Origin of the sequence: Exiguobacterium sp. s130 (assembly GCF_018619055.1) — a bacterium.
Classification (GTDB): domain Bacteria; phylum Bacillota; class Bacilli; order Exiguobacteriales; family Exiguobacteriaceae; genus Exiguobacterium_A.
On the sequence record NZ_JACSNI010000003.1, the window covers coordinates 501,144 to 525,634 of the forward strand.

34 protein-coding genes and 1 other RNA gene are annotated in these 24,491 nt (G+C 47.0%); 25 read left to right on the plus strand and 10 right to left on the minus strand.

The genetic code is table 11. The features are described from left to right. Positions 1–48: 48 nt before the first annotated feature. From HZS85_RS10185 to HZS85_RS10195, 3 genes are all read right to left on the minus strand, one after another. The gene (locus HZS85_RS10185; protein ID WP_214855579.1) at positions 49–849 is read right to left on the minus strand and encodes an SMI1/KNR4 family protein; all 801 of its coding nucleotides are present in this window, start codon (positions 847–849) and stop codon (positions 49–51) included. A 105-nt stretch (positions 850–954) separates the two neighbouring features. Continuing rightward, positions 955–1,536, minus strand: coding sequence for a DUF1643 domain-containing protein (locus HZS85_RS10190; protein WP_214729802.1), 582 nt, complete (start codon positions 1,534–1,536; stop codon positions 955–957). 15 nt (positions 1,537–1,551) lie between these two features. After that, entirely contained in the window at positions 1,552–2,235 is a 684-nt protein-coding gene (locus tag HZS85_RS10195; protein ID WP_214855581.1) for a lytic transglycosylase domain-containing protein, read from the minus strand. Between the two features lie 107 nt (positions 2,236–2,342). Here HZS85_RS10195 and HZS85_RS10200 point away from each other — a divergent pair, with 107 nt between their 5' ends. From HZS85_RS10200 to HZS85_RS10220, 5 genes are all read left to right on the plus strand, one after another. Further along, positions 2,343–3,017, plus strand: coding sequence for a CPBP family intramembrane glutamic endopeptidase (locus HZS85_RS10200; protein WP_214855584.1), 675 nt, complete (start codon positions 2,343–2,345; stop codon positions 3,015–3,017). A gap of 147 nt (positions 3,018–3,164) precedes the next feature. Beyond that, positions 3,165–3,587 carry a hypothetical protein gene (locus HZS85_RS10205; RefSeq protein ID WP_035408466.1) on the plus strand — a complete coding sequence of 141 codons (423 nt, stop codon included), beginning with the start codon at positions 3,165–3,167 and terminating at the stop codon, positions 3,585–3,587. 411 nt (positions 3,588–3,998) lie between these two features. Continuing rightward, positions 3,999–4,679 carry an ABC transporter ATP-binding protein gene (locus HZS85_RS10210; protein WP_214855586.1) on the plus strand — a complete coding sequence of 227 codons (681 nt, stop codon included), beginning with the start codon at positions 3,999–4,001 and terminating at the stop codon, positions 4,677–4,679. Continuing rightward, positions 4,676–5,494: a hypothetical protein gene (locus HZS85_RS10215; protein WP_214855588.1), complete on the plus strand. Its 819-nt coding sequence runs from the start codon at positions 4,676–4,678 to the stop codon at positions 5,492–5,494. The genes HZS85_RS10210 and HZS85_RS10215 overlap by 4 nt, the downstream gene beginning before the upstream one ends. Positions 5,495–5,506: 12 nt before the next feature. Then, a complete protein-coding gene (locus tag HZS85_RS10220; RefSeq protein WP_214855590.1) occupies positions 5,507–6,577 on the plus strand; it encodes a hypothetical protein in 1,071 nt (356 codons plus the stop codon). Positions 6,578–6,671: 94 nt separating this feature from the next. On the opposite strand, the gene HZS85_RS10225 is transcribed toward HZS85_RS10220, so the two are convergent. The 3 genes from HZS85_RS10225 to HZS85_RS10235 form a co-directional block, all read right to left on the minus strand. Beyond that, entirely contained in the window at positions 6,672–7,565 is an 894-nt protein-coding gene (locus HZS85_RS10225; protein WP_035408459.1) for a hypothetical protein, read from the minus strand. Between the two features lie 89 nt (positions 7,566–7,654). Further along, a complete protein-coding gene (locus HZS85_RS10230) occupies positions 7,655–7,861 on the minus strand; it encodes a DUF2922 family protein (protein ID WP_035408457.1) in 207 nt (68 codons plus the stop codon). A 35-nt stretch (positions 7,862–7,896) separates the two neighbouring features. Beyond that, the gene (locus tag HZS85_RS10235; protein ID WP_035408455.1) at positions 7,897–8,124 is read right to left on the minus strand and encodes a DUF1659 domain-containing protein; all 228 of its coding nucleotides are present in this window, start codon (positions 8,122–8,124) and stop codon (positions 7,897–7,899) included. Between the two features lie 68 nt (positions 8,125–8,192). On the opposite strand from HZS85_RS10235, the gene HZS85_RS10240 reads away from it, so the two are divergent. The 4 genes from HZS85_RS10240 to HZS85_RS10255 all read left to right on the plus strand — a co-directional run bounded on the left by HZS85_RS10240 (position 8,193) and on the right by HZS85_RS10255 (position 11,816). Next, the gene (locus tag HZS85_RS10240) at positions 8,193–9,188 is read left to right on the plus strand and encodes a potassium channel family protein (RefSeq protein ID WP_251137922.1); all 996 of its coding nucleotides are present in this window, start codon (positions 8,193–8,195) and stop codon (positions 9,186–9,188) included. A 69-nt stretch (positions 9,189–9,257) separates the two neighbouring features. Beyond that, positions 9,258–9,950: a hypothetical protein gene (locus tag HZS85_RS10245; RefSeq protein WP_214855594.1), complete on the plus strand. Its 693-nt coding sequence runs from the start codon at positions 9,258–9,260 to the stop codon at positions 9,948–9,950. Positions 9,951–10,009: 59 nt separating this feature from the next. Continuing rightward, positions 10,010–10,423, plus strand: a complete 414-nt coding sequence (locus HZS85_RS10250; RefSeq protein WP_214855596.1) for a hypothetical protein — start codon at positions 10,010–10,012, stop codon at positions 10,421–10,423. A gap of 49 nt (positions 10,424–10,472) precedes the next feature. After that, positions 10,473–11,816, plus strand: a complete 1,344-nt coding sequence (locus HZS85_RS10255; RefSeq protein WP_214855599.1) for a S8 family peptidase — start codon at positions 10,473–10,475, stop codon at positions 11,814–11,816. A gap of 46 nt (positions 11,817–11,862) precedes the next feature. Here HZS85_RS10255 and HZS85_RS10260 read toward each other — a convergent pair whose 3' ends face one another. Further along, positions 11,863–12,306, minus strand: coding sequence for a hypothetical protein (locus HZS85_RS10260; RefSeq protein WP_029341396.1), 444 nt, complete (start codon positions 12,304–12,306; stop codon positions 11,863–11,865). Between the two features lie 134 nt (positions 12,307–12,440). Between HZS85_RS10260 and rnpB the strand changes: the two genes are divergently transcribed. Both rnpB and HZS85_RS10270 read left to right on the plus strand, forming a co-directional pair. Beyond that, an RNA gene (gene rnpB, locus HZS85_RS10265) (RNase P RNA component class B) lies at positions 12,441–12,814 on the plus strand. Between the two features lie 111 nt (positions 12,815–12,925). Further along, positions 12,926–14,071, plus strand: coding sequence for a THUMP domain-containing class I SAM-dependent RNA methyltransferase (locus HZS85_RS10270; protein ID WP_214855602.1), 1,146 nt, complete (start codon positions 12,926–12,928; stop codon positions 14,069–14,071). A 71-nt stretch (positions 14,072–14,142) separates the two neighbouring features. Here the strand turns inward: HZS85_RS10270 and HZS85_RS10275 are convergent, their stop codons facing one another. Further along, positions 14,143–15,291: a tyrosine-type recombinase/integrase gene (locus HZS85_RS10275; RefSeq protein WP_214855605.1), complete on the minus strand. Its 1,149-nt coding sequence runs from the start codon at positions 15,289–15,291 to the stop codon at positions 14,143–14,145. A gap of 267 nt (positions 15,292–15,558) precedes the next feature. Between HZS85_RS10275 and HZS85_RS10280 the strand changes: the two genes are divergently transcribed. The 4 genes from HZS85_RS10280 to HZS85_RS10295 all read left to right on the plus strand — a co-directional run bounded on the left by HZS85_RS10280 (position 15,559) and on the right by HZS85_RS10295 (position 17,704). After that, on the plus strand, positions 15,559–15,945 hold the full coding sequence (locus HZS85_RS10280) for a helix-turn-helix domain-containing protein (protein WP_214855607.1): 387 nt from the start codon (positions 15,559–15,561) through the stop codon (positions 15,943–15,945). 16 nt (positions 15,946–15,961) lie between these two features. Beyond that, positions 15,962–16,486 carry an ImmA/IrrE family metallo-endopeptidase gene (locus HZS85_RS10285; RefSeq protein WP_214855609.1) on the plus strand — a complete coding sequence of 175 codons (525 nt, stop codon included), beginning with the start codon at positions 15,962–15,964 and terminating at the stop codon, positions 16,484–16,486. A gap of 191 nt (positions 16,487–16,677) precedes the next feature. After that, entirely contained in the window at positions 16,678–16,836 is a 159-nt protein-coding gene (locus HZS85_RS10290; protein ID WP_214855612.1) for a hypothetical protein, read from the plus strand. A 100-nt stretch (positions 16,837–16,936) separates the two neighbouring features. Then, complete coding sequence (locus HZS85_RS10295; protein WP_214855614.1) at positions 16,937–17,704, plus strand: HNH endonuclease; 768 nt, start codon at positions 16,937–16,939, stop codon at positions 17,702–17,704. 132 nt (positions 17,705–17,836) lie between these two features. On the opposite strand, the gene HZS85_RS10300 is transcribed toward HZS85_RS10295, so the two are convergent. Both HZS85_RS10300 and HZS85_RS10305 read right to left on the minus strand, forming a co-directional pair. Continuing rightward, a complete protein-coding gene (locus tag HZS85_RS10300; RefSeq protein ID WP_214855616.1) occupies positions 17,837–19,279 on the minus strand; it encodes an SNIPE associated domain-containing protein in 1,443 nt (480 codons plus the stop codon). Between the two features lie 509 nt (positions 19,280–19,788). Beyond that, the gene (locus HZS85_RS10305; RefSeq protein WP_214855618.1) at positions 19,789–20,184 is read right to left on the minus strand and encodes a helix-turn-helix domain-containing protein; all 396 of its coding nucleotides are present in this window, start codon (positions 20,182–20,184) and stop codon (positions 19,789–19,791) included. 190 nt (positions 20,185–20,374) lie between these two features. Here HZS85_RS10305 and HZS85_RS10310 point away from each other — a divergent pair, with 190 nt between their 5' ends. The 10 genes from HZS85_RS10310 (at position 20,375) to HZS85_RS10350 (ending at position 24,457) form a co-directional block, all read left to right on the plus strand. Then, positions 20,375–20,611: a helix-turn-helix transcriptional regulator gene (locus tag HZS85_RS10310; protein ID WP_214855621.1), complete on the plus strand. Its 237-nt coding sequence runs from the start codon at positions 20,375–20,377 to the stop codon at positions 20,609–20,611. Positions 20,612–20,647: 36 nt separating this feature from the next. Continuing rightward, positions 20,648–21,319: a BRO family protein gene (locus HZS85_RS10315; protein WP_214855624.1), complete on the plus strand. Its 672-nt coding sequence runs from the start codon at positions 20,648–20,650 to the stop codon at positions 21,317–21,319. A gap of 13 nt (positions 21,320–21,332) precedes the next feature. After that, on the plus strand, positions 21,333–21,605 hold the full coding sequence (locus HZS85_RS10320) for a hypothetical protein (protein WP_214855627.1): 273 nt from the start codon (positions 21,333–21,335) through the stop codon (positions 21,603–21,605). Between the two features lie 25 nt (positions 21,606–21,630). Further along, complete coding sequence (locus HZS85_RS10325; protein ID WP_214855629.1) at positions 21,631–21,927, plus strand: hypothetical protein; 297 nt, start codon at positions 21,631–21,633, stop codon at positions 21,925–21,927. A 102-nt stretch (positions 21,928–22,029) separates the two neighbouring features. Continuing rightward, entirely contained in the window at positions 22,030–22,179 is a 150-nt protein-coding gene (locus HZS85_RS10330; protein WP_214855631.1) for a hypothetical protein, read from the plus strand. A gap of 55 nt (positions 22,180–22,234) precedes the next feature. Beyond that, positions 22,235–22,414 (plus strand): hypothetical protein, encoded by a 180-nt coding sequence (locus HZS85_RS10335; protein WP_214855633.1) that lies wholly within the window; start codon positions 22,235–22,237, stop codon positions 22,412–22,414. Then, the gene (locus HZS85_RS16885) at positions 22,411–22,545 is read left to right on the plus strand and encodes a hypothetical protein (protein WP_285801413.1); all 135 of its coding nucleotides are present in this window, start codon (positions 22,411–22,413) and stop codon (positions 22,543–22,545) included. Before HZS85_RS10335 ends, HZS85_RS16885 begins: the two co-directional genes overlap by 4 nt. 25 nt (positions 22,546–22,570) lie before the next feature. Next, positions 22,571–23,572 carry a DnaD domain protein gene (locus HZS85_RS16890; protein ID WP_214855635.1) on the plus strand — a complete coding sequence of 334 codons (1,002 nt, stop codon included), beginning with the start codon at positions 22,571–22,573 and terminating at the stop codon, positions 23,570–23,572. 55 nt (positions 23,573–23,627) lie between these two features. Further along, entirely contained in the window at positions 23,628–23,966 is a 339-nt protein-coding gene (locus HZS85_RS10345) for a hypothetical protein (protein ID WP_214855637.1), read from the plus strand. A 38-nt stretch (positions 23,967–24,004) separates the two neighbouring features. Further along, positions 24,005–24,457: a hypothetical protein gene (locus tag HZS85_RS10350; protein WP_214855640.1), complete on the plus strand. Its 453-nt coding sequence runs from the start codon at positions 24,005–24,007 to the stop codon at positions 24,455–24,457. Positions 24,458–24,491: the final 34 nt, after the last annotated feature.

Here is a 24,491-nt window from a genome sequence, read left to right on the forward strand (position 1 = left end):
AGTATTCGTCATCCATATGGACGAGGAATACTGGCTTTCTGGTTGAGGTCAGAACTCTTCGTCTATCTCTCCATCCATCCAAGATAGCAAGTCTTCTGCATCGAGATCGTCACCTTTGCTGAGGATCAAGGTCGTGACGTCATCTCGTTTCTGTTCTAACAACTCCGGGTTGTTCGTCAAGACTTCCATGAGGTAATACGCATAAGAGTCGAGGAAATCAGGCTGGTCGTTTCGTTCGATCAGTGTCATGAACGCTTCGATGAGTTCTTCCTGTTCTTCATCGAGAATCATCCAGTGGGAGTATGCGAGAAGTTTTTCGTTTTCGTCATCTCCACGGAGAATGTCCTTGATTTCAGGTAACGTCAGAAATACGACATCCGGCATGACGACTTCCGGAACATCGGTACTCAGCTTCGTTAACCACTCGTCATAGGTCGCCGCGACAAAATAGGTCGTTTCATCCGAAATATCGAGGCACCAGACAGTCGGCTCAGCAGCCTCCATGAAGTGGAAGTACCAAAAATAGCTCCCTTCTCCTTCCGCGAACATCATGACGTTTCCTTCGACATCCCATTCCCTGAGGACCGACAATTCGTCCAGATACCGTTCGAATGTCAATGACGTCATGGAGCGGAGTGGGAGGTGCAATCCGCTTTCTTCGTCCGACCATGTATTCTTGAACTCGACCATCACGGCCATAGCTTCTGGGGCACCACCGTTTTGTTCCCGGATTTGTTCGAGGTAACGGACGGGGAGTGAACCGTTGACGGCTTGCTCGATTCGTTGAATGTCTGTTTCTTTGACTGAAATCATCGTTTCTTCTTGTAACTCTTTATCCCAAAATGGCATCGTATGACCTTCCTTGCTATGTAGTATGTAGACCTAGATTATACGCGAAGCTGATGGAAAATGTTTCAAAAAAAGACCCTATCCGTTATGGAAGGGTCCATTGTGTCATTTACGACGCAACTTTTTCGCTTTTTGTTTCATGTCGTTATACGTGATCATCGGGCTATCGTCCATCGTCAAGCGCAGATGGTTCGGTTCACCTTTGTTCGTGATGCCAGAGCAGTACAAGATGTCGGCATATTCATTGAATAGATCCTCGTAAGCCGGTAAATGGTGCATCAGTCGACCAGGCGATCCCCAGCCACAGAGGACGACGCCATTTTTCGCTTTGACATCGGCAAGTGTCTTCGCGACGAACGCATAGTTCGTCTCATCGAAACTCGCTTGAGCGAATGGCAGATCCTCGCTGACGAGCAGGTCCGGCATCAAACTGATGATGTCATATTGTTTAACGGGATCACTGACATACTTCTTCATCAAATTGTACGCACGTTGTGTGGTCGTTCCGGAGAGAAAGGCGTCCGTCGTCCGTGGTGTGTAGATTAAAGCGGCGACGTGCGTTCCTTCTGCGATGTCGTCAAAGATATAGCTGCGTAAGTAGCGTTTCGTCTTGTCTCGATCAAACGTCGTCTGGACGCGGATCGACGATTCCTCAATCAAGAGTTCGGAAGAATCGGCTGGTGTCATGGGTGGTGCCTCCTTTTAATTGGTCAAACGTGAGCTGATGCGAAGGAAGAATGCGAGTGTCTTCTTCTTGAGGTCGAGGTCGTTCGCATCGATCGCCTCGACGTGTTGCTGGTAACGATCGTATTGGGCGAGCACGTCAGAAACATATTGTTCACTGCGATTGTATTCAAACAGTGCTGTCGCGAGCGTGTCTCGGTCGGATGTCTTCGTGACATCGTGTTGTTTCAGGTATTTCGCTGCCGTGTGGGCGCTGTCGACGAGACTCGTCGGGTCAGCTTTCCCGTCGCCGTCCGCGTCCACTCCGAGACCACCATATTTCTCGATGGCTTCCGGATCCGTCACGTCGATGCCGTCATGCTCGATGTCACCGAGCGACGTGCCACCTTTGTATCCCCAACCGACCCATGTTTTCGGCATGAATTGGAACGGGCCGATGGCGCCAACGGACGATTGCATCGCTGACGAGTTCGAGAAGATCGTCTCGACGCGATGAATGGAGGCGAGTAGCTTCCAGTCGATGCCGTAACGTGCCGCGGCTTGTTCGTAGATGTCGATGTTCTCGGCAGGTACGCCATGCTGTCCATAATACGTACGATACATTTCATTTTGAACACGTTCCCGATTTTGCCAGTAGATGAAGCCACTGACGATGAGGGCGAACAGTACGAACAAGATGCTGATTCGAAAAACTTTTCGCATATTGTTCTCTCCTCTGTTTAGGATTCCACTGAATGGTATCATATTTTAGTAGGGTCTAATAGCACTTTCTGTGACGGGAGTGTGGAATCAAAAAAGGAGTCGAAGTCATGTATCTCTTCGTAAATGGGTTTTTACTCGGTTTGCTCGTCGTCCTTTCGATCATCGCAGCGGTCCGTCCGGTCGATTTGACGATCGTTCCTCGCAAGGAATTCTACCCCTCGATGGTCCAGTCAAGCGGGATCTTATGTTTGTTGCTCGTCGGTGGAACACTGATCAGCGGCACACAGTTGCCGGAAATCGGCTTGACGTTTTTTGTCCCAAGTGGTCCGGTCTGGTACGCGACGATCGGACTAATCGTCCTTCTCTGCTTCGTCTTACTTTTGACGGCGACTGTTCCGGCGTTTCGCAAACGTTTGTTGCCGCTTTATCAAAGTGAGGCGGAGCGACTGATTCTGCCGCGAACGAAAGAGGAACGGACCGGGTTTCAGATGGTCGCGCTGATGGCAGGAGTGACGGAAGAGTTGATTTATCGCGGATTTCTCTTTCATGCTCTCGGATTATTTTTACCGTTTTCTGACGTCAGTTTCGTCTGGATCGGGGCAATCTTGTTCGGGATTGCGCATCGTTATCAAGGGTGGTTCGCAATCCTCGTGACAGGACTGATCGGGGCGGGATTCGGTTACTTGTACCTAGCACTTGAGACACTCTGGCCGCTGATCATCATCCATGTCTTGATCGATCTCGTTGCTGTCTACATTTACAAGGACGATGTTAATTCCTGACATCGTCAAAAAGCGTTGAATTTGGTAGACTGAATGTCAAGCGAAGTCATCGTTTAAAATGGTCAAGTTGACGGTTGCAGAACAGGTCAAATGACAGGTAAAATGAGAAGGTAAACGCTTACACATCAAAAGGAGATGGATGAAACCATGCGAACGATCACTTCCACTGGCGAGCGAAAGAAGACGAGTTGGACATTGAATATCGGCAATCAGCCACATTTGATGATGGATGGTGTGACAGAACAAACGCTTGATGCCGAACAACGTGTCGTCTATAACGAATTTTTAATTCCGACGACGGACACTTTGATTCATCGGTTCAAAGCCCGCTTCCCGAACCATCTCTGCGAGAACGGGTATGATGTGTATGGCGCTGCCGCTTTTGACGAACAGGTCGTCGAACTGATCTCGAATTGGTTCATCGAGCTGGTCACCGTCTTAACAGCGATGCAGCGGACGAAAGGCATTCAGCATGTCCAGATTGAAGGCGGTGTCGCAAAACGGACCGACTTCTTACCGACCGTGCGTCGGACATGCCGGGCACTGGAGTCAACGATTGATATTTATTGAAGCACCAGTCACGTTTTCAGAGGGGGCGTCCGTTAGGATGTCCTCTCTTTTTTTAATCAACGAATCGAGAGAATTCGACGTCGTGAAAACAGCGTGCACTTTTTTGTTCATCTCGAATCGTTTTCCTGGGACAAGCATCGCGCCGCTTCACTTCGTTGCAGGGTCGCTCCTGCTTGTTTTTCCTTAGGAAGCGATTTCGAGTGAACAAAACGTCTCTCTTCTTTCATAAATTAAAAAGCAAAAACGAAGTCGAATACTCGCGGAGTCGGACAGGATTGTCCGGCTCTTTTTCATTTTCTGGATGATGGCAGGAAAAAACAGGTTGACGCTAGACTGTATGGCATGTACCATACAGTTAACAGATGTACTATTGTCTTAATACAATGGTGATAATCAAGGAGGGTGAATCCGATGCTTGAGGTAAAAGGGTTACAGAAGCGATACGGACGAAAAAAACAGGTCTTACGTGACGTGACGTTCTCCGTCGGTCTAAACGAAGTGACATGTCTGATCGGCTTGAACGGGGAAGGGAAGTCGACGATCCTAAAAGCAATTCTCGGTCTGATTCCGGTGGATGCCGGGACAGTGACAGTCGACGGTAAAACATCGTGCGACAAAATTGCGTTCGTGCCTGATCTCCAGACGATGCCGAGCTACATGACGATCGGACAAGCGCTCGCATATATGGCAGATCATTATCCGGACTGGAATCAAGAGACAGCGGAACGGTTACTGCAGACGTTCCAGCTGTTTACGACGGATAAAATGGCGAACTTATCAAAAGGGAACAAAGCGAAGTTCAATCTCGTCTTAGGATTTGCCCTCGATCGACCGTACATATTACTCGACGAACCGCTCGCGGGAATCGATTTGTTCATGAAGGAACAGATTGCCTGGATTTTCTCAAGTGAGTTCATGGAAGGTCGGAGCATCCTGATGACGACTCACGAAATCGCTGAAGTCGAGCAGGTGATCGACCGAGTGTTGTTCTTACGGGACGGAAAGATCGTTGAAGTCAAAGAGACGGATGAGCTGCGCGGCAGTCATCATCAATCGGTCCAGGACCGGATGCGGGAGGTATATCAAGGATGAAACGTTGGTTGTTATTAACGAATGAAGAACTGAAACGAAGTACGAAATTACTGGTGTTGTTGATTTCAGGCTTGATCGTCGTGGAAATCGCGTCTCTGCTCTATCAAATTTACGATTATCAAAGCACGATCGAGAAAACGATGCGGATTGAACAGATATCAGAAATGGACGCAATTGCGCGAGCAGGTGGTGCGTTGACATTCGCACAGGCAACGGATTTTTACGATTCCATCATTGTATTAGCAATGGGGATGATCATCCTGTTTGCGTTTTGGATTTGGTACCGCGACTGGATAGGTGAGACGAAGTACATCTACAGATTGCTATTGTTACCGGGATCACGCCGGGCGATTTTTGGGTCGAAAATGACGGCACTCTTACTTGTCGTGACTAGTTTGATCGGAATTCAGTGGGGGCTGTTGTTGCTTAGTCGTAATCTCTACTTATGGTTGTTACCAGATGCTCAACAGGTCACAGCCAGCATCAATGAATACTCCATCTATATGAAGTTGTTCTATACGATGTATCCGAGTGATATTTTATTCATCTTACTGATGACATTCATCGTCATCTCGTTCGTCTTCATGACAGTATTACTTGAACGATCGTTCCGAAAGGGAAAAGCGTTCTTGCTCGTCGGATTACATGGGATTGCGTTGATTGGCGGTTATATCATCTTGGGCTTAGCATTGTCAGCTATTTCGAACGATTTGAGTCAACTGCACATGCAATTTTATCTCGGGTACATCGTGTTCTTAACGTTATATGTGTCGTACAAAAATCTGCGGTTAGTCCAGACGCGTCTATCCGTCTAAAGGAGAAATCTCATGAAACGATATCGTCAACTTCTGATCTATGGAGTGATCATTCTCATAACAATCGGAAGCTACATCGGCTACACGCTGTCGATCAAAGGAGCAGACTTTTCGCTCGAGACCGTCAGTGGAAAACCTTCGCAAATCGAAAATTTTAATTTACGTCTTCAGACGAAAGGCATGCGTTCGACGATTTATGATGTCAACGCTAAGGGAGACATCGAAAAACAGTCAAATTCTTACGTCGGACAACTATTCCGTGAAGATAGCATGACGGATTTGCCAGATAAATATTACGAATTCACGACGCATATGGAAACGAATGTAAGTGGAGATGGACAATCAGAGTATGCGATTCAGATCAAACACAATAAACTGCAATTTAAGATGTTTACGTTTAAGACGGAGGAGATGTTCGAGAAAACATTTCAGTATGATACAAAACTTGAGACGGGGATGGACATACAAGCCAGTGTCGTCGATAAACAGGCGATGAAGGTCTACATTCAACTCGATCGAGTCGATCAGCCAAGGGAAACGAAACTGCTTGTGCTCGATTTAACAAGCGACCGGGTTGAAGAGATCGTTCTTCAAAAGCCAGTAGCGCCTAAACACGCTCGTCAATTTTTAGCGATTCATCAAAATGAGGTCGTCTACACGGAACAACCGTCTGACAGCGATGAGGAGAACACTAAACTATCTTATTTCCTCGATGACGGGAAGAGCGTTCGTTCCATCAAGGAGTTGAATCAGCAGCAAATCGGTTATACGCCCTATGCGAACGGTCGTTATCTCATCGGCTTCCGCCTGCCGGAAGGGGAGACGAAACGAATCGAATGGTCGATGTTCGACTTGGAAACGAAACGATTATCCGAGCATAGCGTAAGCAGTCCGCTCGTTTTGAAAAAGATTGATTGGTTGGATTCGAAGGACGAGATGCAGCTTTATCTCTCTTCCGAGACAAACGATGGATTCCAAGTGTCCGTGATCGATCTGAAGAATGAGCAACTGATGTATCAAGGAGAAATCAAAGATGCGAATCGTAAAAAAGGAACGCGTATCTATGATTTTGCGGTTCAATGATCCACGAAAAAACGCTTCGTCCCAGAAAAACTTATCCGGGACGAAGCGTTTTTTTCGTTTTGACTAGGAATCGATACGTTCTAGGGCGAAAGCATCAAGACGTGAAGTTTTTCTCTGCTGCTTTACAGGCACGCAATAAGGCGTCCTTGAAGAAACGATCTTCCTGCGAAGCGAGTTGTTGTGTCGCTTCCTCGTCTCCGCGCAGTGAGCGGGCGAGCATCTGAATGACCTTGACCCAGCGCCGGACGTGATCAAGTTGCGGACGACCCATCGCGACGTACACTGTGAACCAATCATTCTGATCGCGACGGATCATCCGTTGGAACAGTGATTTCGCGAGATCGACTTCTTCGGTCGTCGGGAGTTCGTTCGTCTCGAAATAACGACGTAACGCGGCAACGGCAGTTGCGTACGCTGCTTTGACGTCGTCTGACGGCTGATGCTTACCGTAGTCGGATGTCGACAGATGAAGTAAGGCAGGTTTTTTCTCGACACCCGTGATCCAGGCAGAGATCGTCTTATTGCCTTTATAGGCTTGACGGTTCGCGACCGGGAGCTTCGCCGTGACGTTTCCGACTTTCCCGATCAAGGTCACTTTGTTGTTGCGATCCTGAATTTCGGTCACTTTCAACTCGACCGTATCACCCATTTCATGAGGAATGGCTTTCGGCTGGAGCTTTTCTCCTGCCGAGAGCGGCGAACGCTTGCGGATCATCCGCAAAGCTTCTTGTTCAATCCGGTCGTCAAGCGACCACAGATGTTCCGGTGGGACGTTGCGGAACCGGCGACGTCGGACCTTGATGTACTGGTCAAGCGCGTCAGCAGCTTGCTCCCGCGTCGATTCACCACGTGCGACGGGGCCGATGATGTCTCGGAGCGTAATGGATTCGAGACGTTCCATGATGCCTTCGAACGGGATGAGTTCCATTACGTAGAGACTACAGACGACGAGTTCGCATTCGCGAGGAGTGAGTGGGCGTTTGGCCATAAATTGACTTCCTTTCAGCTGGTTGATGTTTCTAGTATACCAAAAAAAAGCCATCGTCACGTAATCCCGTGACGATGGACTGAAAAAGCTTACAAGACGAATGGCGATTCCGAACTATTTTGCAATTCAGCGGACGCGAGTCGTGTGACACCGTTCATGAACGGGTCATGGGCGACGAACAAGTCACCGATTGCTTTGATCTCAGCCACGGTCGCATTTTCCTTCGCACCAGCGATCCGCAAGCGATACGGTTTTTTTGTCACCGTATCAAATGTCAGGACGATCGTATGTTCCATCAATGGTCACTCCTTTCATGAAATGTAGGGACGAGTTATGCCTTGAGTAGAGCGTAGTCACGGCTGATTTCCGTCAGCGCGTAGCGTCCGTCGAGTAAGCTGCCGACCGCTTGACCGATCGAAGCGACGACGTCTGCTGGAAGATTCGAACGTAAGCCGTTATAGCGGCGGCGAGCAACGACGGCATCACCGTTTGCTGTCACTTTGTCCTTCCGCTCGAAGACGATGACGAGACTCGTCTTGATTTCTTCTGCTTGTGTCATGTGTATCACCTCCTTCGCCCTTATTGACAGGGAAAGAGACCGGATTGTTCGAAAGGAATGAAAAAAAGATGGTCTGGTTACGTTTTTTACGAAAAGTATCGTTTTTACGCATGCGGACGCTCGGATATGCGTCCTTGATCTTCGTCTTTGGTGTCGCGGGCATCATGTATGCGCTTGAGCCAGAAACGTTCGGATCCTACTTCCGGGCTGTCTACTGGACGATGACGACCGTCGTCACGGTCGGGTACGGCGACTTCTTCCCGAATTCTGATACCGGTCGGATTCTAACGATTTTCGTCTTCATCTTTGGAATCGGAATCGTCGGTGGACTAATCTCAAAACTGGTCGACGGTGTCCAGTTGATTCGTAATCAAAAGGAAAGAGGGTTATTACAAGTGAAAGAAACAGGGCATACCGTCGTCTTCGGATACAGTCGGCGTTCGAAGCACGTCATCGATTCATTACTCGAACATACGGATGTCGTCCTCGTCGATGATTTAGAGCGCGAGCCATTCAGTCACCCACGATTTCATTACGTCTGTGGTGATCCGGCACTGACATCGACGCTCGAACGGGCACACATCGAAAAGGCAGTTCGCGCGATCGTCCTCGCTGATCATTCGATTCCACCGGTCCATGCTGACGGACGGACATTGTTGATTGCTTCAAGCATCGAACGGGCGAATCCGAACATTTATACGATCGTCGAAATGATGCTTGAAGAACACCTCGACAGCTTCGAACAGGTTATGGTTGATGAGGTGTTACTTGGTGATGAGACGATTGCCCGGATGGCGATCCTCGCATCCCATCATCCTGGTGTGACGAAGGTCGTGACGGATTTGTTGACGAAGGACGGTGAAGGCATGTTCTCGATTCCGAGTAGACCGGAGTGGGGGACGTACCGTGACGCTTATCATGCTTTGCTTGAAGAAGGCGTGACGATCTTATCTGATGGAAAACGACTCGATTTGAACCGTCGACTCGATGAAGCGATTCCGAAAAACGGGACGTTGATCGTCTTGTGTTCGGAGGAAACCGCCCAACGAATCGGAGCGATTTAGAGAAGAAAGGATTTAACCAATCTTTTTTCGGGTATAGTAAATAAATTTACTAGACGGAGGAAAAAGATTATGACACAACCACAACCAGAATGGATTCAAGAATTATTTGAGACGGTCGATCAAGGCGAAATTAAAAATGCACCAAAATTACTTTATATGGCACTGACGCTTGAACCAAATTATTTTACAAAAGCAGTTAGCCGATTCAATCAACGGCTAGAAGTCGAACCATTAACGGACGTTTCGGAATTGTTGACGGTCTATCGTCAATTTTTCCTTTCAGCTAATCCATCAGAGGAGTACTGGTCACTTGCCTGGAACGAACTCATCCAGACGCTACAACATATGATCGATCGACCGGAAGCTCATCAATTACTTAAAGAGCATGTCGATTTACTCGACTGGTGGTCGAGCGAATCGTTGCTTTCACTCCCGAGCTGGTTGACGATTTTAGATGTCGCTGAACGAATCGACGCGCTTGATCAATTTAGCAGTTATCTTCCAGATATCTTCGAGAGTTATGCGCTTGAAACGGCGAAGGACGAACCGTTTGCCCGTCTTGCCTGGTACGCACTCGCAAGCAATCAACAAGACTTGCTTGCCCCTTACAGAGACCGGATTGAAGCCGGTTCTTCAAAGGAAATTCAGTCTCTTCGTCAAGCGGATCTCGTCGATCAAATTGAAACGACGCGGGTCGTTATGTTAAAGTCGAAAGATAACGAGCCGATTGAATTAACATTTGATCGAAAATGGACATTATAAATTATCGAAGAAAAAATGACACCTAGAAGCCGCACGAATTCAGTCCGAGGGGTGTAGGGATGATTCACGTCAATTTACCGAGTGGTGACTATGTCGTGTTAGTAGAAATAAATCGTGAAGTGCTGCTGTGTCATTCGATTGAAGAAGCGGAACAAGCACAACGCGACCGGTATGAACTGGTCGGACGGATGAGCGAACGCTTGCCGGCAGAAGTGATTGGACCCTCGATTGCGGATTTTGTCCGCTTTTCGACCGGGTTCATCGGCGAAGAAGTGACGTGGCATGAGGAGGAAGAAGCCTTCTTTTGCCAACAGTTCGAGACATTCGACGGTTCCCCGTTAGGTGAAGACCTGACGGGGATCGATGCAACGCGTTGGCATGCGGTCCTTGCGCGCTATTATGCTTACGTGACGATCGGAAAGATCATTCCTTTTGAAGTCAGCGAAGAACCGGACGGCACGGTTCCGCTTTAGTCCAGACGATTCTTCGGTCGGCGCGTAATCAGAGAAGGGCAGGGTTCCCATGAAAAAGCAACTTGCACTACTCACGCTAGCGACAATCGTCGCCATGCCAACGTCTGCTTTCGCGCAGTCTCAATACGTACAATATGATCCGACGTTTACAGAACAACAAAAACAAGAGTGGTTGGCGAATCAGGGGCTGACCGAGATTCGTGCCTTGAAACAAAAAGGATTCTCGCTCGTTGAGCCGCTTGAGCATCTCGAAGAAAAGGATATCGATGCCGATTTGATTCCAATCACGGACGTCAAGAGAGCAACGGATTCCGCTCAATTTCAACAAACGTATCTTGATCAGTCACGCATTCCGGCTTACTGGAAGTACAGCCGCGGAAAATCGGACATCCGAGTTGCAATCATCGATGATGCAATCGATACGAAACACCGCGAGTTCAAGGACGTCATCTATAAGACGACGACGATTTCTGGAATCCGGAAACCTGACGATCACGGGACACACGTCGCCGGTATCGTCGCGGCGCGTGAAGACGGTCAAGGGATCGTCGGTGTCGCATCTGGTGTCAAACTGATCGGGGCCGATGTCTTCGATGGAGACTTTGCCGCATCGATCGACATCGGCGACGGTATTTTGTATGCAATCGAGCAGGGAGCAGATGTCATCAATCTCTCACTCGGACAATATGAGTTTGATCCGTACATGGAAGCAGCGGTCAAAAAGGCGGAAGCGAAGAACATACTCGTCGTCGGAGCAGCCGGAAACGACGGGCGCAATAAAGTACTCTTCCCAGGATCGATGAGTCAAGTCGTCGGTGTCGGGTCCGTCGGAACGCTGGGGCGTGCCTCGACGTTCTCGAACTACGGGAAAGGAGTCAACATCATGGCACCGGGGGAAGGGATCTACTCGACAATCGTCGGCAACAAGTACGGCTACTTGGACGGAACATCGATGGCGACACCGGTCGTCAGTGGTGTGTTGGCGCTCGCGAAATCGAAGAACCCATTCGTCTCGAACACGACGATGCGCAGTAAGTTATATGCTGCAGCGACGAAAAAATCAGGTGATACGAAGTTGCATTACGGAGCAGGTCGCTTGAATGCCGGAATCTTAGCGACACTGCCGGCACCGATCTCGAAGATCTCGTTACCGGCAACGGTTAAGCCGAATCAGGCGTTTACATTCTATTTTGATGAGTATGCGAGTGCGAAGACGACGACACGTCTCTATAAGGACGGGAAGGTCGTTAAGACATTCACGCAATCGAATTTAACGAACGGTACGCATAAGTTTACGTATAAGTTGAAAGACAAGGGGTCATATAAGCTTGTCTTTACAACGACAGGTGGACGGCATACGCGGACCGTCGAACGCTTACTGACAGTCAAATAAAAAAGCGCCTCCCACTGAGTGGGAAGCGCCGTACGAGACCTGAAGGTTACTTCGGGTCTTTTCCTTTTTTATAGACGGGCGTCGGAGGCGTCAATGCCTCTCCAGTCCATGTGATCATCGCTTCCATCTTGTATCCTGTGTCATCCTCATGGACGAAAGACAGGCGACTGGAATCGATCAATTGGTATAAACCATAAGCGACCTGGTCGGCCCAAGAGCGTAACGTCATTGCTTCATCATACAACGGGATTTGCTCAGGGAAACGTTCGTTCATAAGCAAGATATCGTGTTGATCGAAATGATAGCTACGTTTTGAGAGTGCATCGGGCGCCTTGACGTTGAACGGCTCGAACGCGTGGATGAGCTCTCCTTGACGATAGAAGGCGAAGATGCCGTTTCGCAGATGAAGTGCCTTGATCTCGTCGATTTCGATCAGGAATGTCAACTTGCGAACCGTTCGCCGGTTCGTACCAGAGCGTCGTTTTTTCATGCTGCATGCCCCCTTCTGAACTCTTGTACTATACCGTGAAATGAGGCAGGGACGCAACTTTTTCGTTTATAAAACGAGAATTGCCTCTTGCAGGAAAGCGGCATCTACGCTACACTCATAAGCAGTGACTATGTTGGTTCGGACAATCGCGGGGCATTTCGATGCTTTGAGGAAAGTCCATGCTCGCACAGCCTGCGATGGCTGTAGTGATCGTGCTACACAAAAAGATAAGTGTAGGCAGCGTCAAGCTGACGGCAGAAGGAACGCCTAAGTCTTCGGATATGGCCGAAACTTCTTGAAGGTGCCACAGTGACGGAGCTTCATGGGAAACCATGAAGGTGGAACGAGGTAAACCCCACGAGCGAGAAACCCAAATTTGGTAGGGGAATTTCCGGAGCGGAACTGAACGCAATGGAGAGCGTATGCAAATACGGAGATAGATGATTGTCGCCTGCGTGTGAGGGTCAAACCGTTTGAAACACTAAGGAACAGAACATGGCTTACAGGACCACATAGGCTGTTATTTTTAAGTTGAACGAGAGTCCAGGTCCACCCTGGGCTCTTTTTTTATTGCAATGAAACGATTCAGTGGAAGAAACGATAAAGGAGTGAACGCGATATGGCAAAACGCTTAGTCATCGCGACAGCGGCGATGGGAATCGAAGCGCTCGTCGCAAAAGAAGTCCGTGCGTTAGGATACGAGTGTACGGTCGAGGACGGAAAGGTTTACATCGATTGTGAGATGGAGGACATACCCCGTTTGAACATGTGGCTCCGGACAGCGGACCGGATCAAACTCGTCGTCGCCGAGTTCCGCGCGACGACATTCGAAAAATTGTTCGATCAAGTCAAGGCACTGCCGTGGCACGAATTGATGCCGTGGGATGCGAATTTCATCGTCAACGGTCGTTCGGTCAAGTCGAAGCTGTTCTCGATCCGTGACTGTCAAAAGATCACTGAGAAAGCGATCGTCTCGCATATGCAAGAAGCGTACAACAAAGGAACGGAATGGTTACCGAAGACAGGTGCGAGCTATCCGATCGAAGTCGCTTTGTTAAAAGACATCGCAACATTAACGATCGATACATCAGGCGACGCATTGCACAAACGTGGCTACCGTGAGTTCCACTCAGCCGCTCCACTGAAAGAGACGATGGCAGCAGCGATGCTGATGCTGACGAACTGGAAGCCGGATATGCCGCTTTACGACGTCTTCACCGGTTCAGGCACCCTGGCAATCGAAGCGGCGATGATCGGGCGTAATATCGCACCAGGCATCAACCGTGAGTTCGTCTCACAAGAGTGGAAATGCATTCCGAAGAAAGCGTGGTTCGATGCGATCAACGAAGCGAACGAAAAAGCGGAGTGGGACAAACCACTGAAAATTTACGCAAGCGATGTCGATCCAGAGATGGTCAAGCTTGCGAAAACGAACGCAGAACTCGCAGACGTCCGCGATGCGATCAACGTCATGCAACGTGACGCGGCAGACTTCAAACCGAAGGAAGACTTTGGTGTCATCATCGGAAACCCGCCGTACGGAGAACGTCTCGAAGACGCGCGTGAAGTCCATCAACTGTACCGCAAGATTGGAACAGCGTATAAAGAATTCCCATACTACAGTGTCTACATGATCACGTCGTATGTTGAGTTCGAAAAAGCGTATGGTCGCCCAGCGACGAAACGTCGGAAGCTCTATAACGGGAACATCGAAGTTCAGTTTTATCAGTATTATGGTTTGCGCCGTAAAAGACCGCAGTCTTAAGCCATTTCTAGCACTTATAGAAATCCCATTGCACACTTATTGCACACTTGGTGTGAAAATCGGGAATTTCCTCACGAACCGCTCTGTTGAGCGGTTTTTTTGCGTTTCAAAAGCTGTTCGAATTGCGTCGCCGTATCCGATTGTAAAGTGTGCAATACGTGAGCGTACGTATCCATCGTCAACATCGCATCGGCATGACCGAGTCGTTCCTGTATGACCTTGGCATGGACGCCCATCTCCATTAGGAGCGAGGCATGCGTATGGCGTAGTCCGTGCAGGGTGATTTTCGGTAGTTCGGCAGCTTTGATCGTCTCGATATGCCGTCTTCGTAAACCCGAGTGCCAGAGGTAGGCACCGGAGACACCGAGACAGATCAAGTCCTCGTCGTTCCGCCAACCCATCCGCATACTGTCATACCGTTGCTCGACCCGGATCCGTCGTAATTCTTCCGCGACATGTGCCGAGATCGTCACGACCCGGACCTTCTTGCCTTTCGTGTTCGAGAAGGAATAGCCGCCCTTGACCTCGATCGCCGTCCGTTTGACCATGATGACCATCCGATCGAAGTCGACGTCCGACCATCGGAGCGCTGTCGCTTCCCGGGCGCGCAGTCCGGCATAGCTGATCAACATTACGGCAGCGTAGTTCCCAGTCGTCATCACGTCTCGTGCTGTCCGCAGATACGTCGCCAGTTCCTCGACGGCGTACGTGTCCATCTCTTTCAGTCCTTCATTCAGCTTCGCGACGGCAGAGAAGGGGTTCGCTCCCTTGTAATTGTTCATCCGGATCGCCCAGCTGAACATGCCGACGAAGATGGCACGTCGTGAGTTGATCGTCGATGCCTTCAAGCCTTCCCGGTGCCAATCGGCGAGGAGACGTTGGGCATGCGTCGGTTCAACCCGATCGACCTTCAATTGCATGAACCACTTCGGGATACGGTTGAGAATCGATTGATAGGAGTGATAGGTCGTCGTCGCCTTCGTTAGTCGGACATGATCCTCCATCCAGACGACGAAGAGCTCTTCCATCGTGCGCGTCTTGATGATCTTCCGGATGGAACCGTCCCGTCGCGCAGCGACTTGTTCCGAGATCCAGAACTCGACCTCCTGTTTCCGTTTGTTCGAGTAGTAGGCTTGGATCCGTTTCCCACACTCGTCGGTACCGAGTGAGAGGCGGACCCACCAGAGCCCTGTTTTTGCGTTCTTCTTGATATTTGCCATCGTCATGGCCCCCAGTTCTTTTTCGTTTTAGAACATACGTTCGATTATTGACGTGCAAAAAAGCACCGGAGAGGGTGCTTAGAGTATACCTAAGTTAAGTACTTCATTAAACCTTATATCCCCTGTCATTATATACATAACTAAAGATATAAGGAATGGGAAATTAAAATGAGTTTCTGATTAAACAAATTTGTTGAATAAATAAGATTAAATTGTTGATTTATTATTTCGTTTAACTTATACTAAAGTTGTTAATTGAGGAATTAAATGAAAGAGGAATTGAATCAAAAAAGAGGAGGTATCATTTTGCTTACTCCATTCGGGAAGTTCTGTCGTAAACTTCGGATCGATCGGAACGAAATCCTTAAAGACATGGCTTCCGACTTAAATGTGACTGTTTCATATTTATCGGCGGTCGAAAATGGTAAACGGAGTGTCCCATCTTCATGGGAGCAGATGATCTCAGACGCTTATGATCTGGGGGATGAACAACGTTGGGAGTTAAAAGAAGCAATCATTGAATCTGAAAAAATGATTACATTCCCATTGGAAGAAACAGGAGAGAATAGCACAGCACTGCTGAAAGCATTGGCCAGAAAATCAGGGGATCTTTCCGAAGAGCAATTGAAAAAAATGTTCGATATCTTGAACTAATTCTCAGGAGGTATAGATGAGCCAATCGCAATTTAAAGCTAAACCGAGGTCTAAAAATGATCTTAAGATGTTTGCATTTGGATTAAGAAGCGCTCTTGAGATGGAAGATGTACCTCAAATCGATATCATTCGAATTCTCGAACACGATTTGTTAGGTGCTTTCGGTGAGGCTCTCGAGTTGGAGATAGTTGATGTGAGTGAGATGGAAGAATATGCGCTTTACCGATTCGATCTAAACAAAATCATAATACGTGAAGACGTATATATTGCTGCCGCTAATATGAATCCGCGACATCGCTTCACGATTGCGCACGAAATTGGACATCTATTTCTCCATAAGCACGTGAAACAATTAGCACGGTCAGATGTAAAGCGAAAAATTTTTGAGGATCCTGAATGGCAGGCGAATGTATTCGCAGCAGAATTTTTGGCTCCGACGCACTTGATCGGAGACCTCTCTCCTTCAGAAATCGCGTCTACGTTTGGTATTTCAAATCAGGCCGCACTAAAAAGATTTAACGATGTTCAAAATAACAGATAATTATTAAATAGGGGGTAAGAAAATGCGCAAAAAAAATAGCCCTTGTAGAGGGCCGACAAACTAAGATACATCATTTTGTTTGCTGCATCATGTTCATGTACATAACTTGGTCGGTTCGTGTACTTGTATATGATAACAAAATATTCGGCTCTTCTACAAGTATTAACTTGTTTAGAAGGGATATGATAATCATGACAAAATTATATTACAGTGAAAAACACGGGTGTTACGGAGTGTTTCGTCCTTGGCGAATCAACCCAAAAACTCAGCAAAAAATGTGGGCGAAGACCTACGGATATAAAGCATGGTTCATCCCAGTAGATGAACTCGAAAACGAAACAGAAGTTTAAACATTCTTAACTTAAAAAAATTTGAGATGCAGCTCTCGATTTTTTTAAGTTATTTTAAATTGTATGATTTTTAACTATAAATTCATCAGAGGTGAAGAGAATGGGAAAAAAACAAAGTAGAGAACCAATTCCTGCTTCACTAAGAAGACAAATTAGAACTGAAGCGGGATTCGGTTGTGTCTTTTGTGGAATGCCAATTATCGAATACCATCACATTATTCCCCATGCTATTGTACAAAAGCATGAAGCTGAGAACTTAGTGGCGTTATGCGGGAATCATCATAATAGTTTTCACAACAAACTGATACCAGAAGAAGAAGTGTACTTTCGAAAACAAAACCCATTCAACTTGACTCAAGATGACGTAAAGGGCAATTTTTGGTTGGGAAGTTATGAGTCACTCAAGTTAGTTTTAGGTTCTTGTACGTTCATTGATACACCCAAAATTTTCGTTGTTAATGGTTTTCCTTTGATTGAGATTAAGAAAGATGAGTGTGGAAGACCTTTGCTAAACGTCAAGTTTTTTGATGAAAAAGACGTTTTAATTGCAGAGATTGTTGATAATGAGTGGATTGTGAAAAGAAAAACGGATAAAGTTTGGGACCTGCAGTGGAGTCAAGGGGAGTTGAAAATCAACTCAGCATCAAGAAAAATTCATCTGACTTTTGTTGTTGATGCAATAAAAAATACAGTTGAACTCAAAGCTGATCTTTACTATAAAAACGTTCTAATTAAAATTAACTCTAAATCAATTGAGGCTACACTAAAAGGCAAAGATGCTATTAAAAATAAGGGCAATCTAATGTTTTTTAAAGGGATGACTGTCGAAAGTTGTGGATCTGGGATTGAAATAGAAGTTCAAACTTAAATCTTTTCCAAAGGAAATTTAATGTACAAAAAAAGAACGTTGCTTTCGACGACGTTCTTTTTTTGTACATTTTTACTTCATTGGAATCTCAACCGTATATTTCTCAGTTAATTCATTACATTAGTTTAGTAATCACGTAGCACTGACAGCAGCTCCTCGCATTTGCAATGTGCGATAGTAGTCTTCTGCTTGTGCAGCCAAAGTAATTTCAAGCGTTTCATCGAACTCTTCCTTGATCACTTTCGCAATCTGCTCGATCTCAACTTTGAAAAATTCCTTACGCAAGTTGACTTGGTTGACGCGTTCCGTTGCGAACCGATGATGTAACTTGTTTTCGAGAGTCGGAGCATCTTCAGAGAAGACCATCGCATGGATGTCGAACGTGAATGGAACCGACGCGCTTCCAAGCTCACGGATTCGATCGAGTGGTTCAAGGCGTCTCGTCATCCCAATCTTGTAGACATGCTCACCGAATGAACCGATATTCGAAATGACGTAGACGTATCCAGCACGAGTATTCTTCTCACGATTTTCGATATCGTCTTTGATCGATTCTACTTCAGCCAACTTCGCTTCTAGTTCCGCCAGTTTTGAGAGGAGTGCTTGTTTCTCGGTATCGTCGGCTTCTTCTAGCTTGGCACGTACGGTAGTGACGGCACTTCTGAAGTGCAATTCTTCCTTCTCAACTTTCTTACGTGCGTTCTCGATTTCTTTGAGGACGCGTGCTTCTTCGCGCATACGCTCCTTGATCTCTTGTTGTTCTTCTTTCTCAGCCTGTTTCTTCATTTCGAATTCGTGTTTAAGATGGAGTTCACGAAGCTTCAGACGCAAGTATTCTTTTCGAATGGCAATCTTCTGCATATCAGTCAGGGAGTTGATTTGATCGAATGCCTTATTGATCTTCTCGGCCGATTTCTCGATGTTAGTTGGCTTGACGTTTGCGATGATGACGTCACATTCATTATTGAATGCTCGAAGAGAGAGTTTGATCGTATCGAGGACGAATTCTTTCCCTTTCTTCTTATCGTTGTCGACTGTGTAATGTTCTGGGTGCGTTGTTGCGACACGACTTCGAATCATGTCCTTCTGTTCAGAACGGATCCGGTCCAGCATGTTCTTATAGGCGGAGGACGTATCGAACTCGTATGTTGGTTCGTATAATCCATGCTGTTGCATGAGATACTTATCTTCGTACTCCCCAATCAATTGCTTCAACTCAAAAAGACGTTCTGCATTGGCAGCCACTTCGTCCTGGCTCTTCTTCGTTTCCGCAAGGATGGCGTTCTGTTTCTTCTTGATGTCCTTGTCGACGTCCTTACGCTCGGACTTGATTTGACGGTCGAAGGCATCTCGTTCCTTCTTTAACTCTTTCTCAAGTTGAGCACGTTGCTTGATCGTATCTGCTTCGAGCTGTTGCTGTTCTTCCGTGTACTGCTCTCGGATAGCTTCTAACTCGCGTTTGACGTCAAGATACTGTAACTCTTCTTTCGTGAGCTGGATCAATTCAAGTTCTTTCGTCAATCGTTCGATTTCCTTCTTGTCCTTACCACCTGTTAACCAGTCCATGAACCCCATAGAATCGCCTCCCGAATTGTACATTCCCTTCATTTTACCAATTTAGGAACAAGAGGAATAACTTTCCTTTTAAGAAAGAGGGAAGGATTATGATTATTCGTCCGACAGATTTCGACACTAGTTTGATAAATACTCATAAAAAGTATTCGACATAACGTGTACCAGTAATTTTTTATTTTTTGAAAAACAGAAAGTAAATAATTTTTAAATGTCATATTTTGTCGAATTAATGAGATTGTAAAGAATAGGGTGATACTTGAAAATAAAAAGTAATTGATGCATACTAAAAATAATATATAGAACGTTAGTTCGTATTTGGAGGGATTCGTTTTGCATGCAAAGTCAACGCTCGAATTAAAATCATATAAGTTAATGTTATTAAAAGAGCGACAAGTGACTGTGGAAAAAGATGGACGAACTATTCGAATGGACTTTACGCTTGAAGAAGTATTCGATCGAGGGAAGTGGGAAAACATAAAAATTGAACATACAAAAGGCGTCTGATCCTGTCAGTCGCCTTTTTTACTTCTTTCAATTTGAAATTCAATAAACGCATATATTTCTTCTATTTGTTTTCTAGAGAGGCTTTCTAGCTCTTCTTCTGTTAACTTTAACAACTTTTTTATGTTTTCATCTGCTTCATAATAAATATTAGATTCTCCAATTGACGGAACTGATGAATTGTTACGCTCCGAGGTCAAACCAAGTAGATAATCTGAACTACACCCAAATAATAAGGAAAGTTTTGCTATTGATGATGCATTTGGTCCCATCGTGCCGTCGGCATATCTTGATATCGTAGATTTACTAACTCCAATTTTCTCAGCGATAGCTGCCTTTGACATACCGCTTCTTTTAACTTCTTCTTCAAATCTATCTGTAAATGTTATAGAAGAACTCTTCATTTAATCCTCACCACCATCTTTTAAATTAAATAGTACACCTCTATAAATAGTATAACCGACATGGCAACTTTTGTTGCATATATGCAATAGAATAACTGGAAACTTTTGAAAATAAACGTTGCGTTTAAGCAACTGTTACTGTATATTTGGTTTAAGGGTAGCAAATACGCAACTGAAAGGAGGGGGAAAAGTGAATGATGCCTTTCTTGCACTTATAGAATTTAGAAGAAAAAAGAGTAAGCTTACTCGACGCGAAGTGGCTCAGCAACTAGATGTTGATACATCAACGTATTACAGAAAAGAGTCTGGTAAGACTGAATTTACAGCTTCGGAGATTTTTAGAGTGATTAGCTTGCTTGGAATGGAGAAAGACGTAGAACAACAAATTTTTTTAAATAAAGGTTGCGTAAAAGCAACTAAAGACTGATTTTATTAATTTATACCCTAAAACAGGAGGAACGAAATGAATCAATTAACTAAGATTTTTGAAGGAAACTCTATTCGCATGATTGGTGACAGACAAACACCATTGTTTGTTGCTTCAGATGTCGCAAAAGCACTTGGATACAAAGAACCCCATAAAGCGGTCAATCGGCACTGCAAGGGTGGGATGAAGCATCCCGTCCTTACTAACGGCGGCACGCAGGAAATGATGGTCATTCGTGAACCAGACGTTTATCGACTTGTTACTAACTCGAAGCTTCCTGCAGCACAGGCATTTGAAAACTGGATCATGGAAGATGTTCTTCCGTCTATCCGCAGCACTGGATCATATGAAGTGCCAAAAGGTATTCCATTTGCTGAATTGTTCACCGCAACCGCCCAGCTACTCGAGAAACAAGGCGAGACAGAGGCTGCCATTACGACACTCAACGATAAGATTGATCAACGCATGACACTGGACTACGGTCAACAACTTGCTATCGAGAGTGCGAAGAAATCACGTGCGGAAGCCCTGTGGGATGAAATCTCGCAAACGAACTCCGAACTCTACCCTTCGAAAGCGAAAGTATACGGTCGCTTCGGAAGTGACATCAAGCGTGCGTTCGCTGTCGCGTCTTACCGGGATATCAAGCAAAGCCAGTTCGAAGAGGCACTTGCTTACGTCAAGTCATGGCGTCCGTCGCTCGTCTGAAAGGAGGCTCGACATGAACCCGATTGAAATCGTCACACTCTCAAAAACGCAACTCGAAGAATTGCTCGAGGAAAGTGCCAATCGTGCCATTCAAAAAATGACCGATCAGCAAGCCCGTTGGTTGCAACGACCGATTGCAGCATCTTACCTCGGCATCGATGCAGTGACGCTTGATAAATATACGCTTCGAGATGGCATTCCGTTTCACACGCCACGCAATTCGAAGCTGAAACTGTACAACACGGTCGACCTGGATGCTTGGGGTCGAGGCGAAGTCTGGAAATGAACAGGTACGCGAAAGGATGAGTCAGATGGCACTCTATAAGAATTTAGACACGTTAGCGAACACGCTCGTGGATCGATTCCACGAAAACCCGACATTGCAACCACTAATCAACGTTGAGGACGCTGTATCAAGCATTCTTGCTGATGTGACACGTGAGATGGTCGGAGAAGCTGAACCGGATGCGATGGTCTACTTTGAACGGATGATTGAAGAAGATCCCGTCTTCATTATCGACGCCGTCAATAAGAAGCACGTGCTACACATCATGCCGGGTACGCACCAGATGCATGTCTTACGAATGGATCCGTTCCTGCTGAAATGAATGCGTACCTGATCTACGGTGTGGCGTGTTTTGCATGCACTATCGCATTTAGTGGCTGGTGGTGGGACGAACGGAAGAATAGACGGGAAAGGGGGTGAGGAAATGTCACCGGAACTGACGTACATGCTTTCAGTCGCTTGGGTGATCGGCGTCGTGTTCTTGACTCCGCTGATGTGGTTCGAACACAAAACAGAACGTGCTTACGACAAACGGCAGCAAATGAAAAAATGCCATCACTCAAAAGAGCGATGACACACTTAGACGTAGGAATTTAAGTGTATCACGCCTTCGACGAAGGAGGAAGACCATGCGCACGAAAGAACGACTGATCCAGCTGAAACAGATGCTGTCCCTCCGGAAGGAAAACGAACCGGTACAGGCAGTGCAGCAAGAACTGAACATCATCGATAACACATCGACTGTGATTCAGAAGCGTCTCGACGACCTGGAGGTGAATACTCGCCCTATCAGGCGATGCTGGACGTGATTCGGCACGACCTGAGACGAATCGAACAGTCATCGACGCACATCAAGATCATACATCAGATTCCGAAGACGGACCGACTGGATCCACCACTCGTCCGTCGCGTGGAACACATCATCGTACCGAACAACTGATTTTTGAAAGACTGGGGTGAAATACATGTCCATCATGCGAATACAGAAAAAAGACAACTATGTCGTCATCGACAAGACGCTCTTGAACAACAGGGAGCTCAGCTGGAAGGCGAAAGGGTTGCATAGCTACCTGATGTCCTTACCAGATGATTGGAGAGTTCAAGAAACGGATCTCGTCAAACGTTCCAAGGATGGGAAGGAAAGTACACGATCGGCCATCAAGGAATTGACCGAGGCGGGATACATCAAACGGGTCGCTATTCGAGAGAAGGGCAAGTTCAAATCATGGGAGTTCGTCGTCTACGAGCTTCCAACGTTCGACACTGAACCTGCGAACGAACCTGAAGCGAACGATCCACCTGAACAGCAGAAACCTGATGTACCAGAATCGGAAAACCCGAAAGTGGTTCCACCAGAATCGGGAAAACCAGAATCGGGAAAACCAGAATCGGGAAAACCAGAACTGGAAAAACCAGAAGTGGATAAACCAGATCTGGAAAACCCGCCACTACTAAGTAATAAAGGTACTAAAGAACCAAAAGAACTAAAAAAAGAAGTAGTAGTAGACGCGGGCGCGAAGCAGGACGCAACGACGGAACTGATTGAGTTCTACAAGCAAAACATCGAACCACTCGCTCCACCGTTCACGATCGAGAAGATCCTGGATGATGTCGAGAGCTACGGCACCGAGTTGGTCCAGTTCGCCATCGAGACGGCGACCCTTTCGAACGTCCAGAAGTACTCGTACATCTCCGGCATCCTCACGACTTGGGAGCAAGAAGGGGTCAAGACGGTCGAACAAGCCCGTCATCAGGCAAATGCGTTTAGGGAACGGCAAAGGACTCGTGGGAGTGGCAGTAAAAGACAGGGCGCCTCATCCGGCATGAAAGCACCAGCTTGGCTCGAAGGCGAGAAGAAGAAACAGCAAGAGTACGAGGCGAAGCAAAAAGCGGAAGCCGCAGCCACGGTACCGGACGACGACGAGCTCAACGCGATCTTGCAAGATTTGAAAGGGATGGAGCAGTGATGATCTGCTAAACGAATACGCGGTAACGAAGTCAAACGAACTGGGGAGGCACGACATGAATAGCACGGGACAGACTCAACCGTCGAATGCATCACCTTCGCATAGCAAGACCTACGTGTTCAAACGGCGAGAACAGGAGCAAGAAACACTCGTCCTGATCTCGGATCAGATTCGCCGCTTCACGACACGAGCCGGACAGATCACTCATGTCGAGGAAGATGTGAAACCGATCAGCGCCGCCTACTCGATTCTGTCCGATCTTACGGGATGGACCTACGACGGCATGCTGCTCGAAACACACGACATCATTCTACAACTCCGGGCGGAGGGTTTGCTTCAGGACTCGGCGCATGCATCACTTCGGTCACACATGAAAGTCGATGACGGCCGTTAACTACACCACTGCTGGGCATCAGCAAGAAGGAGCGCAGAATGGAACCACTAGTCACGCATAAACTCACCAAAGTGCAACGGGCTGCGGCTGAAACGAAGTTAAGACATTACTTCTCGCTCCCGGCACGCATCTCATCCTTGCAGCTGCAGTCAGAAACATCGATCACGGCAGGCTACCAAGCCAGTGAAGTCCAGCGCAACAGTCGACCCACATCGAACGTCGAGAAGGCGGTCATGGTGCTCGATCAAATCCGCTTAGCAGAAGCCGAGTATCGCTTGCTCGTCGGGATCCGGACGGAACTCGAGGAGATCGCACCGGAACTGATCGACATCTGGGACTTGCGGTACCGACCACGTCTCCGGCATACGGATCTCGTCGTCATGTCGAGTCTCTGCTACGGCAACCGGAACGCTTACTACAAGGCGAAGGATAAATTACTTGGCATCATTGCGGATCGGTTCAACCTTTGGAACGACGCTCATGATCATTGACATCGAAATATATCTCTGGCGTAAAGTCGTCCTC

Bases quoted from the DNA above. Each gene is read 5' to 3' on its own strand.
- HZS85_RS10185 (WP_214855579.1), bottom strand. From the start codon at position 849: ATGCCATTTTGGGATAAAGAGTTACAAGAAGAAACGATGATTTCAGTC.
- HZS85_RS10190 (WP_214729802.1), bottom strand. From the start codon at position 1,536: ATGACACCAGCCGATTCTTCCGAACTCTTGATTGAGGAATCGTCGATC.
- HZS85_RS10195 (WP_214855581.1), bottom strand. From the start codon at position 2,235: ATGCGAAAAGTTTTTCGAATCAGCATCTTGTTCGTACTGTTCGCCCTC.
- HZS85_RS10200 (WP_214855584.1), top strand. From the start codon at position 2,343: ATGTATCTCTTCGTAAATGGGTTTTTACTCGGTTTGCTCGTCGTCCTT.
- HZS85_RS10205 (WP_035408466.1), top strand. From the start codon at position 3,165: ATGCGAACGATCACTTCCACTGGCGAGCGAAAGAAGACGAGTTGGACA.
- HZS85_RS10210 (WP_214855586.1), top strand. From the start codon at position 3,999: ATGCTTGAGGTAAAAGGGTTACAGAAGCGATACGGACGAAAAAAACAG.
- HZS85_RS10215 (WP_214855588.1), top strand. From the start codon at position 4,676: ATGAAACGTTGGTTGTTATTAACGAATGAAGAACTGAAACGAAGTACG.
- HZS85_RS10220 (WP_214855590.1), top strand. From the start codon at position 5,507: ATGAAACGATATCGTCAACTTCTGATCTATGGAGTGATCATTCTCATA.
- HZS85_RS10225 (WP_035408459.1), bottom strand. From the start codon at position 7,565: ATGGCCAAACGCCCACTCACTCCTCGCGAATGCGAACTCGTCGTCTGT.
- HZS85_RS10230 (WP_035408457.1), bottom strand. From the start codon at position 7,861: ATGGAACATACGATCGTCCTGACATTTGATACGGTGACAAAAAAACCG.
- HZS85_RS10235 (WP_035408455.1), bottom strand. From the start codon at position 8,124: ATGACACAAGCAGAAGAAATCAAGACGAGTCTCGTCATCGTCTTCGAG.
- HZS85_RS10240 (WP_251137922.1), top strand. From the start codon at position 8,193: ATGGTCTGGTTACGTTTTTTACGAAAAGTATCGTTTTTACGCATGCGG.
- HZS85_RS10245 (WP_214855594.1), top strand. From the start codon at position 9,258: ATGACACAACCACAACCAGAATGGATTCAAGAATTATTTGAGACGGTC.
- HZS85_RS10250 (WP_214855596.1), top strand. From the start codon at position 10,010: ATGATTCACGTCAATTTACCGAGTGGTGACTATGTCGTGTTAGTAGAA.
- HZS85_RS10255 (WP_214855599.1), top strand. From the start codon at position 10,473: ATGAAAAAGCAACTTGCACTACTCACGCTAGCGACAATCGTCGCCATG.
- HZS85_RS10260 (WP_029341396.1), bottom strand. From the start codon at position 12,306: ATGAAAAAACGACGCTCTGGTACGAACCGGCGAACGGTTCGCAAGTTG.
- HZS85_RS10270 (WP_214855602.1), top strand. From the start codon at position 12,926: ATGGCAAAACGCTTAGTCATCGCGACAGCGGCGATGGGAATCGAAGCG.
- HZS85_RS10275 (WP_214855605.1), bottom strand. From the start codon at position 15,291: ATGGCAAATATCAAGAAGAACGCAAAAACAGGGCTCTGGTGGGTCCGC.
- HZS85_RS10280 (WP_214855607.1), top strand. From the start codon at position 15,559: ATGAAAGAGGAATTGAATCAAAAAAGAGGAGGTATCATTTTGCTTACT.
- HZS85_RS10285 (WP_214855609.1), top strand. From the start codon at position 15,962: ATGAGCCAATCGCAATTTAAAGCTAAACCGAGGTCTAAAAATGATCTT.
- HZS85_RS10290 (WP_214855612.1), top strand. From the start codon at position 16,678: ATGACAAAATTATATTACAGTGAAAAACACGGGTGTTACGGAGTGTTT.
- HZS85_RS10295 (WP_214855614.1), top strand. From the start codon at position 16,937: ATGGGAAAAAAACAAAGTAGAGAACCAATTCCTGCTTCACTAAGAAGA.
- HZS85_RS10300 (WP_214855616.1), bottom strand. From the start codon at position 19,279: ATGGGGTTCATGGACTGGTTAACAGGTGGTAAGGACAAGAAGGAAATC.
- HZS85_RS10305 (WP_214855618.1), bottom strand. From the start codon at position 20,184: ATGAAGAGTTCTTCTATAACATTTACAGATAGATTTGAAGAAGAAGTT.
- HZS85_RS10315 (WP_214855624.1), top strand. From the start codon at position 20,648: ATGAATCAATTAACTAAGATTTTTGAAGGAAACTCTATTCGCATGATT.
- HZS85_RS10320 (WP_214855627.1), top strand. From the start codon at position 21,333: ATGAACCCGATTGAAATCGTCACACTCTCAAAAACGCAACTCGAAGAA.
- HZS85_RS10325 (WP_214855629.1), top strand. From the start codon at position 21,631: ATGGCACTCTATAAGAATTTAGACACGTTAGCGAACACGCTCGTGGAT.
- HZS85_RS10330 (WP_214855631.1), top strand. From the start codon at position 22,030: ATGTCACCGGAACTGACGTACATGCTTTCAGTCGCTTGGGTGATCGGC.
- HZS85_RS10335 (WP_214855633.1), top strand. From the start codon at position 22,235: ATGCGCACGAAAGAACGACTGATCCAGCTGAAACAGATGCTGTCCCTC.
- HZS85_RS16890 (WP_214855635.1), top strand. From the start codon at position 22,571: ATGTCCATCATGCGAATACAGAAAAAAGACAACTATGTCGTCATCGAC.
- HZS85_RS10345 (WP_214855637.1), top strand. From the start codon at position 23,628: ATGAATAGCACGGGACAGACTCAACCGTCGAATGCATCACCTTCGCAT.
- HZS85_RS10350 (WP_214855640.1), top strand. From the start codon at position 24,005: ATGGAACCACTAGTCACGCATAAACTCACCAAAGTGCAACGGGCTGCG.